Annotated in this window: 18 protein-coding genes; 3 read left to right on the top strand and 15 right to left on the bottom strand. The window is 41.3% G+C overall.

Translation table 11 applies throughout. From position 1 onward, the window contains the following. Positions 1-10 precede the first annotated feature (10 nt). From spoIIIAF to aroQ, 8 genes are all read right to left on the bottom strand, one after another. Complete coding sequence (gene spoIIIAF, locus BUA75_RS08500; RefSeq protein WP_072874180.1) at positions 11-523, bottom strand: stage III sporulation protein AF; 513 nt, start codon at positions 521-523, stop codon at positions 11-13. Further along, the gene (gene spoIIIAE / locus BUA75_RS08495) at positions 520-1,728 is read right to left on the bottom strand and encodes a stage III sporulation protein AE (protein ID WP_072874179.1); all 1,209 of its coding nucleotides are present in this window, start codon (positions 1,726-1,728) and stop codon (positions 520-522) included. Before spoIIIAE ends, spoIIIAF begins: the two co-directional genes overlap by 4 nt. Positions 1,729-1,786: 58 nt before the next feature. Then, entirely contained in the window at positions 1,787-2,167 is a 381-nt protein-coding gene (gene spoIIIAD, locus BUA75_RS08490) for a stage III sporulation protein AD (RefSeq protein WP_306954537.1), read from the bottom strand. Positions 2,168-2,189: 22 nt separating this feature from the next. Further along, positions 2,190-2,384: a stage III sporulation protein AC gene (gene spoIIIAC, locus BUA75_RS08485; RefSeq protein ID WP_238413689.1), complete on the bottom strand. Its 195-nt coding sequence runs from the start codon at positions 2,382-2,384 to the stop codon at positions 2,190-2,192. Between the two features lie 47 nt (positions 2,385-2,431). After that, complete coding sequence (spoIIIAB, locus tag BUA75_RS08480) at positions 2,432-2,953, bottom strand: stage III sporulation protein SpoIIIAB (protein ID WP_129583580.1); 522 nt, start codon at positions 2,951-2,953, stop codon at positions 2,432-2,434. A 12-nt stretch (positions 2,954-2,965) separates the two neighbouring features. Continuing rightward, entirely contained in the window at positions 2,966-3,958 is a 993-nt protein-coding gene (gene spoIIIAA / locus BUA75_RS08475; protein WP_083574224.1) for a stage III sporulation protein AA, read from the bottom strand. 331 nt (positions 3,959-4,289) lie between these two features. Then, positions 4,290-4,847 (bottom strand): elongation factor P, encoded by a 558-nt coding sequence (gene efp / locus BUA75_RS08470; RefSeq protein WP_072874175.1) that lies wholly within the window; start codon positions 4,845-4,847, stop codon positions 4,290-4,292. Between the two features lie 39 nt (positions 4,848-4,886). Continuing rightward, the gene (gene aroQ, locus BUA75_RS08465; protein WP_072874174.1) at positions 4,887-5,348 is read right to left on the bottom strand and encodes a type II 3-dehydroquinate dehydratase; all 462 of its coding nucleotides are present in this window, start codon (positions 5,346-5,348) and stop codon (positions 4,887-4,889) included. 152 nt (positions 5,349-5,500) lie between these two features. Here aroQ and BUA75_RS08460 point away from each other — a divergent pair, with 152 nt between their 5' ends. Further along, the gene (locus BUA75_RS08460) at positions 5,501-6,079 is read left to right on the top strand and encodes a histidine phosphatase family protein (protein ID WP_072874173.1); all 579 of its coding nucleotides are present in this window, start codon (positions 5,501-5,503) and stop codon (positions 6,077-6,079) included. 64 nt (positions 6,080-6,143) lie between these two features. Here BUA75_RS08460 and gcvPB read toward each other — a convergent pair whose 3' ends face one another. The 3 genes from gcvPB to gcvT are packed head-to-tail and all read right to left on the bottom strand — an operon-like array spanning position 6,144 to position 10,119. Continuing rightward, positions 6,144-7,637 carry an aminomethyl-transferring glycine dehydrogenase subunit GcvPB gene (gene gcvPB, locus BUA75_RS08455; RefSeq protein WP_072874172.1) on the bottom strand — a complete coding sequence of 498 codons (1,494 nt, stop codon included), beginning with the start codon at positions 7,635-7,637 and terminating at the stop codon, positions 6,144-6,146. Then, on the bottom strand, positions 7,637-8,992 hold the full coding sequence (gene gcvPA, locus BUA75_RS08450; protein ID WP_129583579.1) for an aminomethyl-transferring glycine dehydrogenase subunit GcvPA: 1,356 nt from the start codon (positions 8,990-8,992) through the stop codon (positions 7,637-7,639). The genes gcvPB and gcvPA overlap by 1 nt, the downstream gene beginning before the upstream one ends. 11 nt (positions 8,993-9,003) lie before the next feature. After that, complete coding sequence (gcvT, locus tag BUA75_RS08445) at positions 9,004-10,119, bottom strand: glycine cleavage system aminomethyltransferase GcvT (RefSeq protein ID WP_072874171.1); 1,116 nt, start codon at positions 10,117-10,119, stop codon at positions 9,004-9,006. 179 nt (positions 10,120-10,298) lie between these two features. Between gcvT and BUA75_RS08440 the strand changes: the two genes are divergently transcribed. After that, positions 10,299-11,951, top strand: coding sequence for a DEAD/DEAH box helicase (locus tag BUA75_RS08440; RefSeq protein ID WP_242650281.1), 1,653 nt, complete (start codon positions 10,299-10,301; stop codon positions 11,949-11,951). A gap of 5 nt (positions 11,952-11,956) precedes the next feature. Further along, on the top strand, positions 11,957-12,865 hold the full coding sequence (locus BUA75_RS08435; protein WP_072874170.1) for a YqhG family protein: 909 nt from the start codon (positions 11,957-11,959) through the stop codon (positions 12,863-12,865). Between the two features lie 2 nt (positions 12,866-12,867). On the opposite strand, the gene zapE is transcribed toward BUA75_RS08435, so the two are convergent. From zapE to BUA75_RS08415, 4 genes are all read right to left on the bottom strand, one after another. Then, complete coding sequence (zapE, locus tag BUA75_RS08430) at positions 12,868-13,812, bottom strand: AFG1/ZapE family ATPase (RefSeq protein WP_083574221.1); 945 nt, start codon at positions 13,810-13,812, stop codon at positions 12,868-12,870. A gap of 14 nt (positions 13,813-13,826) precedes the next feature. Next, the gene (locus BUA75_RS08425; protein ID WP_083574220.1) at positions 13,827-14,357 is read right to left on the bottom strand and encodes a shikimate kinase; all 531 of its coding nucleotides are present in this window, start codon (positions 14,355-14,357) and stop codon (positions 13,827-13,829) included. A 15-nt stretch (positions 14,358-14,372) separates the two neighbouring features. After that, positions 14,373-14,720, bottom strand: coding sequence for a hypothetical protein (locus BUA75_RS08420; RefSeq protein ID WP_129583578.1), 348 nt, complete (start codon positions 14,718-14,720; stop codon positions 14,373-14,375). Positions 14,721-14,766: 46 nt separating this feature from the next. Then, on the bottom strand, positions 14,767-15,285 hold a 519-nt coding region (locus BUA75_RS08415; protein WP_207549733.1), incomplete at its 5' end, for a hypothetical protein.

Genomic DNA, 15,285 nt, shown 5'->3' with positions numbered 1-15,285 from the left:
CCCCGCTCCTTCAATCCGCAAAATGAATTGTTACATTCGGCTGACCCATCCAATGGATAATAAAAGCTTTCAAGGCAGATTTAGAAATTGAAGGAGGCCAACCAACAATATTGACCGTCGGTTGACCACCAGTAGCCCCACTGATCCCGACTTGCAAATCATCTATTTGAAAATGAGATTGGATAGCTTGATGTAATTCACCAGCTAAAAGTTGATTGGCATCTTCCTCAGTCTGTGTAGAGAGTTCATTTTTCACTTCATGGGTCTGCAGAGTTGTCCACGCGGTATTTTCTGAAGATGAATCCGATCCGCTCAATAACCGAATGGCTGAGCGTTCAAAATCCTGACTCCAGTGGCCCTGCAACATAGGCACTATCGGCTGCAGCATGGCAGCAATAATCGCCAAGCCGAAAACCATGCGCACATATCGATGCATGGATCCTTCTGGTAACAAAAGTTCTGTAAAAACAGCCAACAAAACTATAGAAACCAGACTGCGCAGCCAGGCTCCAAGCAGTGTCACGCCATCATCACCGCCACATTGGCTGATGCCAGTAAGATACAAATCGCCAAAAAGAACATCAGGGCTACTGCAAGTACACATCCAAATACAAGCAACAACGACTTCGCCAATGTCGCAAGACAATCTAAAATAGCTGATTCGCCAAGCGGTTGCATTAAGGCCGCACTACCGCTATAGATAAAAGCCATAGCAAGCAATTTGAGTGCGGGGAAAATCGCAATCAAAGCGATCAGTAAAAGTCCTGTCATTCCTACAGCATTTTTGACTAAAAGCGAGGCACTAAGAACGGTTTCCGAGGCATCCGCCACTGCTTTACCAATAACTGGAACAAAAGTCCCGACCGAATACTTCACAGCTCGTAGCGTGACGCCGTCCACAATCCCTTTGCCAATGCCACGAACCGTCACAACCCCGAGAAACGTCGTCATACAAAGGCTGAGCATAGCTAACCCAGTCATACGTAGAAGAGCGGCTAATCGCGTTAATGAATAACGAGTGGACAACGAACTTGTTACATCCAGAATCGCGCTGAAGAAAATAAGTGGAAAAATAAGAAAAAAAACAACATTCGTTATCAAATGAACAACAAAAAGCATCATAGGCTGGAAAAAGGCAGCCGTGGCTACTGAACCTGATGCTGCAAGCAACGCTACTGCCAAAGGAATAGTTGCAAGCATGAAATGGTCCATCGTTTCAATCGCGTGTTTGGCTGTACCCACTGCTTCAGTAAATGAACCGATGGCGAGGACAAGAAGCACCAAAAAAATCACTGCATAGGCAATTTGGCTGACCGCTTTCTGCTCAAACGCTGTCTGCATTGTTTCTAATACTGAAGCGAGTACCGCCAAAATAAGAATTCCACCCACCAGTCGAGCGTGATCGAGCACAGCATCCAAGAAATATTTCGACAGTCCCGCCAGCAAATGGCTGGGATGAAATCCACCGTCAAACACAGCTCGAAGCAACGATGTTCCCTGGATATCAGGAAGATATCCGTTATATTGGCTCATCAGATTCCGCCAAAATTGATCCAGACTATCCGTAGGCAATTTATCTATTTGGGCAAGAGCTGCTTGATGAATAGTTTGCGCTGCAGTCTCTGTAAGCGGATCGGCCATGACCTTGTAACCTAAAGCCTGCAACCCAATACAGATGAGGATAGAAAGGCCAAGCAGTGATATTCGGCGTAGAGAAGACACTGACATGGACAATACCTCCTCGCCTGGCAAGCTGGATGCGATAGAGATGGGAGGTTGGGATAGTTCACTGTGGCAACAGGTGCATGAGCGACTGAACTACATCATTGACGATTGGGATAGCCAAAATGACAATACTTATTTTCCCAGCCAATTCAATTTTACTAGCCAATGCACCTTCTCCAGCGTCTCGAGCAACTTGTCCAGCAAACTCCACGATATAAGCGATGCCAATAATTTTTAAAACCGTTGAAAAAAAACCAGAATCGATATGCGCACTACTCGACAACCCACGTAGCATATCAAGGACAACCGAGATATTCTGAATCACGCTCGTAAACAGCAAAATGCCCGCTAAAAGGGCTACGAGCATGGCAAACTGCGGAGCGTAAGAACGCAGCACAGTGGCTAGAATGGTAGCTGAGAGCCCAAATCCGACTAGTTGCATGATGTGCACGCGTTCGCACCACCTACTGGGTGTTCAAAAAAACACGAGTAATTTCCTGATAGAGATGATCGACATATCCCACAACCACCACAAGTACGGCTACCACACCAGCCAAAGTGGTCCATTGCGCAAATTCCTCTTTATCTGCATGGCGCAAAATCGTATTCATCAAAGCGACCACAAAGCCAACACCAAATATTTGAAATACTGCTCTCATTTCAGGGGACATCCCACTACCCCTCTCCCGATTTGCCGTTACAAAAATTAGGACATCATGATGACAATCATTACCCCAACCAAAACGCCCAAATATTGCCAAACTTTTTCGTTTTTTCGCCGATCTGTTTCTGCTATCTCTTCGAGCGATTGCAAGCGAATCAGTGCTGTGTCCAATTCTCTGGCAAGGTGAGTGCGATGGGCTGTGGCTACCACTGCCCCAAGTGTCCGCAGAGGTTCATAATCCTCTTTTTGCATGGCCAGTTTTTTCTCGAAACTGACAATAGCCTCATCGATGGCCTCGCCAGCATTCTTCTGTTCCTCTAAATTGGTTGCCATTTGCCGAAAAAGAAGATTAACAGGTTTGGGCAGCAAATCAGCAACATGTGACAACGCCAAAGGCAAAGGTACTTGAGCAAATTCAACTTCTTGACGCAACAGACGCAATCCCTGCGCCAAGAGCGCGATTTGCTTAGGTCGATCACGATAGGAACGCGCTACACTAAAGCCAATACCCGAGGTGGCTGTCAGTGTCAAAATAGAACCAATCATCTGGATTCCTATCTGCACCACCCCCTAGGTTCAGCGTGGTACGATGAGCGTTTTTCCGTTTGCATCGTAGACGGCTTCCAGAGTACCTGGACCACGACGACGACTAATGACTGCATAGCGGGAAAATGCTTGCTGCTCAAATAGCGGACGCATACTTGGACGCATTCGCCACTCTTCCAATGAAGCAGCATGGGCGGTAGCAAAGACAGTAACTCCAGCGTAGGCAGCTTCTAGAATCGCTTGACCATCTTCCATACGACCAATTTCATCAGTCACCAGTACTTGAGGTGAAAGTGAACGAATGGCAAGCATCATTCCCTCAGCTTTTGGACAGCCATCTAATACATCTGTCCGTGGACCGAGATCGAACGTACGCATCCCTTCGACGATTCCTGCTAATTCTGAACGTTCATCCACCACGACAACTTTTTGAGCAGGAAGTTGATATTCTCCTTGCGAACAGGCACGAGCCAAATCTCGAAGCAATGTTGTTTTGCCACACTGCGGTGGTGAGATAAGAAGCAAGCTAGGGACCCTGTGTTTGGATATTGAAATATACGGAGCCAATACACGGCTTGCTCCAATGTGACTTTTAGCAATACGCAGCGCCAATGAAGTAATGTTACGAATGGAGCGAAGTGAACCTGTTTCCGATAGCACAGCCCGACCTGCAATTCCTAGGCGATGTCCCCCAGGCAACGTCAAAAATCCTCTTTTGATGTCTTCTTCCATAGCGTACAGGGATGACTGGGTAGCCGACTGAACCATACGTTGTAACCAATCTTCCGAAACCACCAATCCCTCTCGCCAATCTTTCACAACCTTTCCACGCTCGTTCAGAAAACAGTCTTCTTGAGCTAGGCAAAGTTGCAAGGGGGCATGTTGACGAAAGCGTACTTCTTCTAACTGTTGAAGCACCGTCTCAGGAATCTGACAGAAAAGTTGATAGAGTGGCGGTGGACACAGGATACGCAAAACATTGAGACAATCCACTACTTTTTCGGAAGAATTACCTGCATTCACAAAGACAGCCTCCCTGATGTGTCCATATATATGGACACGTCTAGGCAGCTATGACTGACAGCTCTAAATCCGGCACAATCTCTTTTCAATTTGCATTGTATAGAAAGAGCGTGAGACCTTCAGGAAAGGAGGACATACCTTGGAGGTATCCGTACTCGTTCGGTGGATTGTTGTATTTTTAATTATTTTTTTATTATGCATGATGCTCGTATTCAGCTTAATCAAGAGAAAAGCGAATGGATGACTATTGGTAAAACATCAAGGTAACCCATGCAACCATCATGGGTACCTTGTGTCATACCAAACAAAGATTGAACATTGAAGGGGGAATTTAAGCGCGGGATACGTATTGTCCAGAACGTGTATCAATGATTAACTTGTCACCCTGATTAATGAAGAAGGGAACCTGTAATACATAGCCTGTCTCCATTTTGGCCGGCTTACTACCACCCGTAGCTGTATCGCCACGAATGCCAGGTTCTGTTTCCACAACTTCCAGTTCCACAGTATTAGGCAGGTCGATACCGATGGATTGCCCTTCATGCAGAACAACATAGCAATTCATATTTTCTTTCAAAAAGTTTAACTCATATTCTAACTGTGACTTAGGAATTGTAATTTGCTCGTATGATTCCGTATCCATAAACGTATACAAGTCACCGTCATTGTATAAATACTGCATTTCGCGTGTTTCAATTCGGGCACGCGGCACTTTCTCACCAGCCCGGAAGGTCTGTTCTTTCACAGCGCCAGTCTTGACATTTTTCAGCTTAGTTCGAACAAACGCTGCACCTTTACCAGGCTTAACGTGCAAAAATTCTATGACTCGATAAATATCTCCATCGTATTCAATAGTCGTGCCAGGACGAAAATCATTACTTGAAATCATTCATTGTTCCTCCGTTCTATAAAATCGAAATGGACTCATTTAAAATGATTTGGACGCTGACTTGCGAGACCACTCGGCGCAGAGAAATTCTGCAGCCAAGAGATACCCCTGAATGCCAAGACCCACAATTTGTCCAACGACTACATCTGCCAATACCAGATGGTGTCGAAACGGCTCCCTCTTGTGGACATTGGAAATGTGCACCTCAATGACCGGAATTGCAGCGTCGACCACGGCATCTCGCAATGCATATCCGTAATGAGCCAAAGCTCCAGGATTGATAATAGCACCAACAGAGTCTGGCGCTTCTTCTTGGAGTATATCGACCAGATCGCCTTCATGATTAGACTGCTTTGAAACCAAATGTAGCCCGTGGCGCTCTACTATGGCTCGAACGCGATTTTCCACATCAGACAAGGTAGTTGTACCATAAATATGCGGTTCTCTTTGTCCGAGTCGATTTAAATTAGGTCCATTCAATAACAAGACCTGTGGATGCATCGCGAAATCACCTTCAATCCGTATCAATCTGTCGTCGACAAAATCGCTGATATTGTAGCACAATCAACTGATATACTGAAACTACTTGAACACAAATTCTCAGAACAGTGCTTTGAAGATGACAAAAAACAAAATCATAAAGGAGTCATTGCATGGAAATCTGGTTGATTCGCCATGGAGAAACTGATTGGAACATTCACCAACGTGTACAAGGTTGGGCCGACATTCCCTTAAATGAAAATGGCTTAAAGCAAGCTGAAAAATTAGCAGACTATCTTAAATCTATCTCACCTAAAGCGATTTACAGCAGTGATTTGCAAAGAGCAAAACGAACTGCCGAAATATTGGCTGAACCGCACGGATTGCCTGTTCAAGTAGATGAACGTCTGCGCGAAAGATGTAAAGGCTCAGCTGAAGGTATCCCTTTTGACGAAATTCCAAATCGATTTCCACAGGGAGTACCTGATGAAGAAACAGACCAACAACTGCAAGAGAGACTTTTTCAAGCTATAGATGCCATAGCTAAACAATTTCCTGATGAATCGATCATCTGGTTTGTTACCCATGGCGGAGCCATACGTATGGTATTGGAAAGTCTAGGAGCAAAAGATCTTCCATACATTCTGAATACCAGCATTTCACGCATTTCAGGATCGAATGGAAACTGGAATATTTTAAATATGAACACAACTGCTGAATATGTATTGAATGAAGAATTTCCAAACCCTTGATGAGTTCTGCCGCCAGATCATGGCGGCAGAATAATAATTCATCTGGTAATGGTTAGCGATCTGATCATAGCAATGATTCTCTACCTTCTGTAGATGCCGTAAATTCATACCGCAAAATAGGATTGCGTGCGGCGGTGACTTCATCCAGTCGACTCACTACTGTAGTATAGGGAGCATGCTTGACCAATTCAGGATTTTCTTCTGCTTCTTTTGCAATTTGTAAGAGAACATTGGCAAAATCATCAAGCGTTTCTAAGGATTCGGTTTCCGTTGGTTCGATCATCAGACACTCGTCTACAATGAGTGGGAAATATATGGTTGGTGGGTGCATACCGAAATCAAGAATACGTTTAGCAATATCAAGTGTTCTGACACCATGCTCTTTCTGCTTGGAACCTGACAGTACAAATTCATGTTTGCAAGTTTGTTGAAAGGGCACTTCATAAGCTTCAGACAACCGCTTAAGCAGGTAATTGGCTGAGAGCACTGCAGATTCTGAAACTTTTTTTAATCCATCAGGGCCCATCGTTCGGATATAAGCATAAGCTCTAACAAGAATGCCAAAATTACCGTAGAAGCCTTTGACTTTACCAATCGATTCAGGCCTCTCCCAATTCCAGAAATAATCCCCATTTTCTTCGTTTTTTTCAAGAACCGGCTTAGGTAAATAGGGCTCCAGTTTTTTCTTAACCCCTACCGGTCCAGCACCTGGTCCACCTCCGCCATGTGGCGTAGAGAAGGTTTTATGAAGGTTGAGATGCACTACGTCAAATCCCATATCCCCAGGACGGGCATAGCCTAAAATAGCATTCATATTTGCTCCGTCGTAATAGAGAAGTCCACCTGCATCATGAACAATTTTAGAGATTTCTAAAATTTGGGTTTCAAAGAGACCGAGTGTACTTGGATTGGTCAACATTAAAGCTGCTGTATCACTACCCACAACTTCACGTAAAATTTCTAAATTGACACTTCCATCATCATTGGATGGAATTGTAATGGTCTTCAGACCTGCCATAGTAACAGAGGCAGGATTGGTCCCGTGTGAAGAATCAGGAACAATGACTTTATCTCGCTTCTCACCACGAGATTCATGATAAGCCTTAATCATCATGAGCCCCGTCCATTCACCTTGAGCCCCTGCTGCCGGTTGCAACGATACACTATCCATTCCGGTAATTTCAGCGAGATCGTGTTGAAGTTCATACATTAGTTGCAATGCTCCTTGGACTGTTGAAGCAGGCTGAAAAGGGTGAATCTGGGAAAAACCTGGAAAACGCGCATATCGTTCATTGCGCTTCGGATTATATTTCATTGTACAAGAACCCAATGGATAAAAGCCCGAATCAACCCCATGATTTCGTTTGGATAAAGCTGTAAAATGTCGAACCACATCAACTTCACTTAATTCAGGCAGGCGCGGCGGATGCTGACGAATACAATCGACCAGCGCATCATCCTCAGTAATTGGAACATCTAACTCAGGTAGCGTATAAGCCTTTCTTCCCGCTTGACCAAGTTCAAAAATAAGCGGGATTTGTTCATTTTTGTATTCCATCAGTCAAGTACCTCCTGCAACGCGCTGATATATCCATCTAATTCATCTTTTGTGCGCATTTCTGTAACAGCAATGAGCCAACAATTTTTCATATCTTCATATTCATTTTCAAGCCTAACCCCAGGAAGGAACCCTTTTTCTAACATTGCCTTTTCCACTTCGTCAGCTGATCGGTTCAATCGAATGACAAATTCGTGGAAGAACTTTTCACCGGTCAATACCTCAACACCTGACAAACTCTTTAAACGACTTCGCAAATAAGCTGCTTTTTGATGACATTGGTAAGCCACGTCTCGCAACCCTTGCGGTCCCATATAGGAGAGATAAATTGTAGCGGCCAAAGCGTTTAGAGCTTGATTAGAACAAATGTTACTTGATGCTTTATCACGTCGAATGTGTTGCTCACGCGCCTGCAATGTCAACACAAAGCCTCTTCTACCGTCTGTGTCTTTGGTCTGGCCCACCATTCTTCCTGGCAGCTTTCTCATCAAATCTTTGCGAGCCGTTAAAATCCCCAAATAAGGTCCACCATATTGCATCGCATTGCCCAGTGATTGCCCTTCTGCGATCACCATATCTGCACCAAGTTGACCTGGCGGAGTCAATAACCCCATCGCTATAGGATAGGTCACTACAATCAACAATGCTTCTTGAGAGTGTGCCATTTCAGCAATCGAACGAATGTCATCCAACGTGCCAAAATAGTTGGGATATTGTAATATGACCCCCGCAACTGACGAGTCAAGCAAATTTTTCAAAGTCTCTATTTGGATATTTCCCTGATTTTCAGGAATTTCAACAATTTCAATAGATTGTCCGGCCGCATATGTTGCAAGTACTTTTCGATATTCTGGATTCACCGAACGAGCTACAAGAAGTCGATTTCGACGAGTATGGGAACACGCTACAATTCCAGTTTCCGCCAAAGCTGTCGGACCATCATACATGGAGGCATTCGCAATTTCAGTTCCCATAATTTCAGAAACCATGGTTTGGTACTCGAAAATAGCCTGCAACATTCCTTGGCTTATTTCTGGTTGATAAGGTGTGTAAGAAGTGTAAAACTCAGAACGACTTACCAAACTGTCTACAACGCTCGGAATATAATGTTCATAACTGCCTGCCCCAAGAAACGAGACCAATTTACTGGTATCTTGATTTTTACCAGCCAATCGTGACATATGACGTTCTAAGGAAAGTTCCGACATCGCATCTGGTAGATCTAACGATCGATTCAGTAAAATTTCGCGAGGTATATCATTAAATAAATCGTCAGTACTTTGTAAGTTTAAAAAATCTAACATCTTTCTTTTATCTTCCACAGTATGCGGAAGATAACTGAATGTTTTTTCCAAAATAGACAACCTCACTTTACGCTAGTCTGTGTCGACGGTCGACGATAAAAAGGCGTTTTAATAACCTCAGCGAGAACTTTACGTCCGCGAATTTCCACCTCAACCTGTGTCCCGATAGCTGTGTATGCCATATCAAGCATGGCTAAACCAATAGGCGTTTTTAATGTAGGTGATTGTGTTCCTGAAGTAAGAAAACCAATCACTTCCTGACTATCCTTAGCATAAACAGAGTAACCTTGTCTCGGTATTCCACGGCCAATCATCCGCAATCCAACAATTTTTCTACTCAGACCGCTTTCCCATTGTTTATACAAAGCTTCCTTACCAATAAAGTCGCCCTTATCAAATTTAACAAAAGCTTTTAATCCAGCTTCTATAGGGGTTATATCCTGACTTAACTCATGTCCGTAAAGTGGCAAGCGAGCTTCTAATCGCAATGTATCTCGCGCACCTAAACCTGCCGGTATAAGTCCGTAAGGTTGGCCAATTTTCAGAATTTCCGCAAAAAGGCTTGTAGCATAGTTTTCCTGAACATAAATTTCAAAACCAAGTTCGCCAGTATATCCTGTAGCTGATACCAGACAGGGAAAACCACCTAAATTCGTTTCTACAAATTCAAAAGGTTTAAGGTGAATCAGTTCACTGTTGAAATGAGCCAAAATATCATGTGAAGCTGGTCCTTGTAAGGCAAGTAAAGCAATCTGATCAGAAATATCACGAATTTCAACTTGAAAGGATTGTTTATTCTGCTCGATCCATGAAAAATCTTTCTCGCGGTTTCCAGCATTAACAACCAGCCAAAATTTGTTCTCTCCTAAGCAGTAGACAAGCAAATCATCGACAGTTCCACCATCCGGATAAACCATAGGAGTATAGATTGCATGACCTGTTGACAAATTAGAAATATCATTGGTGACCCAATATTGAATGGCAGCTCGTGCATCTGGTCCCACAACTTCAAATTCTCCCATATGGGATACATCAAATAATCCAGCTTTATTCCGAACAGCTTCATGCTCATCCAGAATACCAACGAATTGCACAGGCATGTCCCATCCACCAAACTCAATGGTACGAGCACCAAGTTGAGAATACAGCGGATATAAGGGCGTTTTTTTTAACGACAAGTTACCACCTCCAAATCCAATAAAAAACCCTATACTTCTCTCGATTGAACATGCATGAAGATCCAAGTTTTAGCACACCATAAGACCATACTTGGCCATTACCTATCAGGAGGCAATGTATGTTTAACGCTTCTCAGAAACCCGTAGAAACGTCTGCATGTTCGTCTAACAAATATCAATTGGCATGGAAGAACAAAGAGAAATTTGACGCGTTTACAGCATACATACAAACCTCTGCTCTTGGCAATATTGAAAGTCGTTCATGGGACATTTTTCAACTGGCTTATGAAGCCACACAAAATTCCCTAGTCCCTGCCTTTGAAAAACTATTAGCGATTGACCATACGTTTGGGTTTCAACCACTTCCTCATCAACTTAAAACAGCACAACGTGTCGTGTCTGAACTGCGTGGACGAGCCATCTTGGCTGATGAAGTAGGACTTGGAAAAACAATAGAAGCTGGACTCATCTTAAAAGAATATTTGTTACGAGGATTGGCAAAAAAAGTTCTTCTTCTCGTGCCGACTTCACTAGTTCTTCAATGGACGAGAGAACTGGCTGAAAAATTCAGAATTCAAGCCGTAGCTCAACGTAGAGTAGATGACTGGCAGGCAGATATTATCGTAGCCTCTCTTGATACCGCAAAGCGAGAACCTCATCGTAGCCTAATTCTCGCAGAAACATGGGACATGATTATCATTGATGAGGCTCATAAATTAAAAAATAAAAAAACTAAAAATTGGGATACTATTAACCGTATTACTTCGAAATACATGCTTCTGCTCACTGCAACACCTATTCAAAACCAATTGGATGAACTGCATGCTCTCATCACTTTGCTTCGTCCTGGACAATTAGGAAAAAAAGAAGATTTTTTCAAACAACATGTAAGTCAAAAGAGAATTGCCAAGAATCCCGCTGAATTAAAAAATTCAGTCAAAGAAGTGATGATTAGAAACCGTAGAGAGGACGGAAATACACAACTCCCTCCACGTCATGTAAAAATCTGGTCGTTGGATTTAAATCCTCAAGAACGAGACTTTTATCAAGCTGTACAAGATTATATGAAAAGAGAATACCAGTACAGGACAGAAAAACATATTTCAACTTTGCCAATTCTAACTTTATTAAGAGAAATTTGCAGTTCTCCCTACGCTGCCATGATATCGATTGAAAAAATGATGAAACGCTCAAATACTTTCATGAGCCAAGAAGAGGCCATGCATCTTCTGGAATTAGGTGGTCGTATTCAAACCTATACCAAAGCTGAAAAGGTGCTTAGTCTTTTGCGTACCATGCAAAATAGTAAATGCGTCATTTTTACAGAATACCGAGCAACACAGGATTATTTGCTCTATCGTCTTAAAAAAGAAGGAATTCCTGCAGTTTCGTTTCGCGGGGGTTTCAAAAAAAGCAAAAAAGATTGGATGCAGGACCTATTTGAGCATCGTGCGCAAATTTTAGTTGCAACAGAAACAGGAGGAGAAGGGATAAATCTGCAATTTTGCAACTATATGATTAATCTCGATTTGCCATGGAATCCAATGCGTTTAGAACAAAGGATCGGCCGCATTCATAGACTTGGACAAACAAAACCCTGCTATATTCATCATCTCACAACTTATGGCACCTTAGAAGAACACATCGTTAAATTATTGCATGAGAAGATTCATATGTTTCAAACTGTAATTGGGCAAACAGATACCATTTTAAGTAAAAATCCTCAGTGGGAGAAAAAATTATTAGAAATTGCAATGACTTCCCAAAATGACAGAGAGATGCAAGAGCAACTTCAGCTTATGAATTCAAGTATCCCAACGAAAGAGAGTTGAAAATAGTGGTTGCCTCTTTACAAGACCTAAAAAATGCAAAAATACGTTTAGATTTTGTCGACCGTTATTTTCAAGCTGTCCATGCAACAACACTCTTAAAAAAAGATTCCTATCGAGAGGTACAATTACCTACTGATGTAGACAAAGAGTTGAATCCTAGACCTTTTTATTGGATGTGGATAGAAACAACTGGCCAAAAACCAGAACCAACAGTTCTGCGTATGGCCTTTGATCAACCTACTTTAGAAAAAGAAAATCAACGCATGAAGGTCGAACACGACGAAAAAATAGCCTCACTTTCTATAAGCCCTGCAGAACGATGGATGTACCAGGCACCTAAAGCACAATTAGTGGATTACGGTTCTTTTTTATTAGATAAAATTTTGGCCAGTGTTAAAAAAAGAGGAGCATTTGCTATTGTTGCACCCAAAAATTTGTCAGGGAGCAAAATCTTAATTCCCTGGTTAATGATGAATGGAATGTTCACATTTCGTTGTGATATGTCGGAACAAAAATTGTGGTCTGTAGCAATTTGCCTAGAAAATGGTCAAATTGTAGATGAATTTTATAACAAGATTCGTCATATTGAAATGAACCCTATAAGCCCACAAAAATTACTTTATCGATTGCGTATGTCGTTAATCGATGGATTTCAAGCACTGCAAACTTACTTAGAATTTCTAGTCAAACAACAACCAACTGATTGGGCGGAAAAATCTCTTGCACGCCTTGAACAAGAACAAGCACATATCAATTTATATTATAACAGTTTACTAGAAGATGCCGATTTAGAAAAACTAGATTCAATTAAGATAGAACATGAAAGAAAATTGAAATCCTTAAGCGAACTGTATTATCCAACAATAGATATTATAATTGAACAAATGGCACTCATAGGTCTCCCATCATCTTAAGATTATGTTAATGATTTCAAATTCTTTTGGCGATAGTCTTCTCCTTCTATTTTAGCCAAGCGAGACATTTGTAAGATTCTGCTTCTCAAAGCAGCTACAGACTCCTGTATATCGGCTCCACCACGCTTATAAATGTCTGGGGGAGAAAAATTAGAAGTAAACCAAGTAGGCAGTTTGGCATGAAATCTATAATTTATAATTCTAAACAGTTTTTCCATAGTAAAATCATTAGCTCTTTCTTGAGCAAATTCATCAATAGCTAAAACAGGCACATTACAACAAGCCTCTATAAACGGCTCGAGATCTTTATCTTCAGAGATGAGATGACGCATTCTATCAAAAATAGAGTCTGATCTTAAGAAAAGACAAGGTATTCCGCGCTCTTGCAATCGATTAAATACACCCAACACCAAGTGTGTTTTACCTACACCAGGAGAACCAAAAACATATACTCCCTGAAGATAAGAATTTTTCACATGATACTCATTAGCAAAACGAATACAATATTGGAATAATTTTAAGTATCGATTTTTTTGATCCAAAGGAAAATTATCCAAAGTGTATTCTTTGTCTTGAATATGGATGCCTATGATTGAACTCCATTCTTGAACAATTCGAGCTTTTTCATGCTCTTGATAGGGTTCACATCTTTCAGCAACAGAAACAATTTGTCCTCCATAGCGACGTAATTTGTGTATAAAACCTTTCATATCTCCTTCCTTCTGACATTGAGTGTATCCTGTACAGTTCTGACAAATCTTTTGTTGTTTAATATGCTCCAATAAAATAATGGATTCATGAATGATCTCTTGGTCTGTCAACGCCCAATTATCCAATTCTGGAATATGTTTTCTAATCAAATTTACATTCAGAGTTTTTCCCTTTTGTTTGGAAGCTTTTTTCCATTTTTCAGGGACAGAATCACCAAAAGATTTAAACCCGCTCATACCCAAAATCTCCCTTAAGTTTGATATTCAGCAACTATTGACGAACAAACCTCTTCTACACTCAGAGAAGAGGTATCCACTATAAAGGAGGCCACTTCTAAATACAAGGGGTGTCTAGTTTCTAAAATGTCATGTATTTTTTGTTCTAACGTATCATGGATATTTTCATTTAATAGAGGCCGAGAATCTACTTCTTTTTTTAAACGTTTGACGAGAATGTATGGAGAAGTCTGTAGATACACACTCCACCAATTTCGTTTAAGATATTTTCGATTTTCTTCATCAATTATGACCCCCCCGCCTGTTGCCAAAATCAATGGAGAGTCAGTTTGTTTGGAAATTTGTTGAAATAACCTGGCTTCAATCTGTCGAAAAGTTCTTTCACCATATTTCTGAAAAAAAACTTGAATGGAGCAGCCAATTTCGGAAGTAATAAGATCATCCAAATCTTGAAAAGGAACATTCAGTTTATATGAAATTTTTTTGGCAATTGTAGATTTTCCAGACCCCATCATCCCCACCAATGCGATAGGCAATGTACTCACGACGTGAACTCCCTTTTAACAATTTTCTTGCCAACTGCATGAATACGGCAAAGGCTGTACATACCCATTTTGATTATACACTACTCCTACCGCAGTATTGGCAAAAGGAGACCTAACCATGGTTATGATTTGAGTAGAATTTCCTTTGATAACTCGAATCTGAAAATTATACTTCCCAACTTCAAATTCAGTTGGAAAACGAGTATCTCCTGCACGTATATCTTGAAGAATTTTGTTTGTTAATAGATGAGCTTCTGTCTCAACAGCAAAAGTATTCATAAACATCTGATTCCTCTTGATGATAAAAAGTGCACTTGAAACCATTCCAGCAGAAAGTACCGATGCAAGAAAACAAAATAACATGACAATAAATGAATTGAACCCCATGAAGCAATGAGTTGATTTGGAATTATTTCTGATTAAATATTTTATTCCAATCAAGAAATTCAAGATGGTGATTTTGACAGTCGAAGCTATATCCCAGAATAATTTTGTTACCTTCGATTTCTGCTGTAAAGCTCCGTAATCCAAGCGCAACAACCTCAACACCACCATAGTTGCTAATTCTAATCAGCTCGTTTTTATCATTTAATCTATATCGAACGACTGAGCCATTATCTAAACTAAGCAGTAGTTCATTTTGACCTAAAATTACTTGACTCGCTTCTTCCATATCAAGACTGAAAATTCTTTGTATAGATAAACTATCAATAGTATCTGTATCTATTTTATGAATATTTTTCCATCCCGGTAGAAGTGCTAAAATTACAGAAACAATGGAAATAAACAGCACTGTATTGATAAAAATGGAAGTCATTGTCTCCCATAGTACAAACTGCATATTCCGGGGCTTTTGGACACTGAATCCGGAAAGTCGTGGACAGTCGTTCCGAAAAGTCTTGGACAGTGAGTCCGGAAACTCTTGGAC

The sequence above is a fragment of the Alicyclobacillus tolerans genome (assembly GCF_900142255.1).
Lineage (GTDB): Bacteria > Bacillota > Bacilli > Alicyclobacillales > Alicyclobacillaceae > Alicyclobacillus_I > Alicyclobacillus_I tolerans.
Note: the sequence above shows the minus strand (reverse complement) of the source record. Positions and strands in the feature narration are given on the sequence as shown.

Bases quoted from the DNA above. Each gene is read 5' to 3' on its own strand.
- spoIIIAE (WP_072874179.1), bottom strand. From the start codon at position 1,728: ATGTCAGTGTCTTCTCTACGCCGAATATCACTGCTTGGCCTTTCTATC.
- zapE (WP_083574221.1), bottom strand. From the start codon at position 13,812: ATGAGCGGGTTTAAATCTTTTGGTGATTCTGTCCCTGAAAAATGGAAA.
- BUA75_RS08460 (WP_072874173.1), top strand. From the start codon at position 5,501: ATGGAAATCTGGTTGATTCGCCATGGAGAAACTGATTGGAACATTCAC.
- efp (WP_072874175.1), bottom strand. From the start codon at position 4,847: ATGATTTCAAGTAATGATTTTCGTCCTGGCACGACTATTGAATACGAT.
- gcvPB (WP_072874172.1), bottom strand. From the start codon at position 7,637: ATGGAATACAAAAATGAACAAATCCCGCTTATTTTTGAACTTGGTCAA.
- spoIIIAD (WP_306954537.1), bottom strand. From the start codon at position 2,167: ATGCAACTAGTCGGATTTGGGCTCTCAGCTACCATTCTAGCCACTGTG.
- BUA75_RS08420 (WP_129583578.1), bottom strand. From the start codon at position 14,720: ATGTTATTTTGTTTTCTTGCATCGGTACTTTCTGCTGGAATGGTTTCA.
- aroQ (WP_072874174.1), bottom strand. From the start codon at position 5,348: ATGCATCCACAGGTCTTGTTATTGAATGGACCTAATTTAAATCGACTC.
- spoIIIAC (WP_238413689.1), bottom strand. From the start codon at position 2,384: ATGAGAGCAGTATTTCAAATATTTGGTGTTGGCTTTGTGGTCGCTTTG.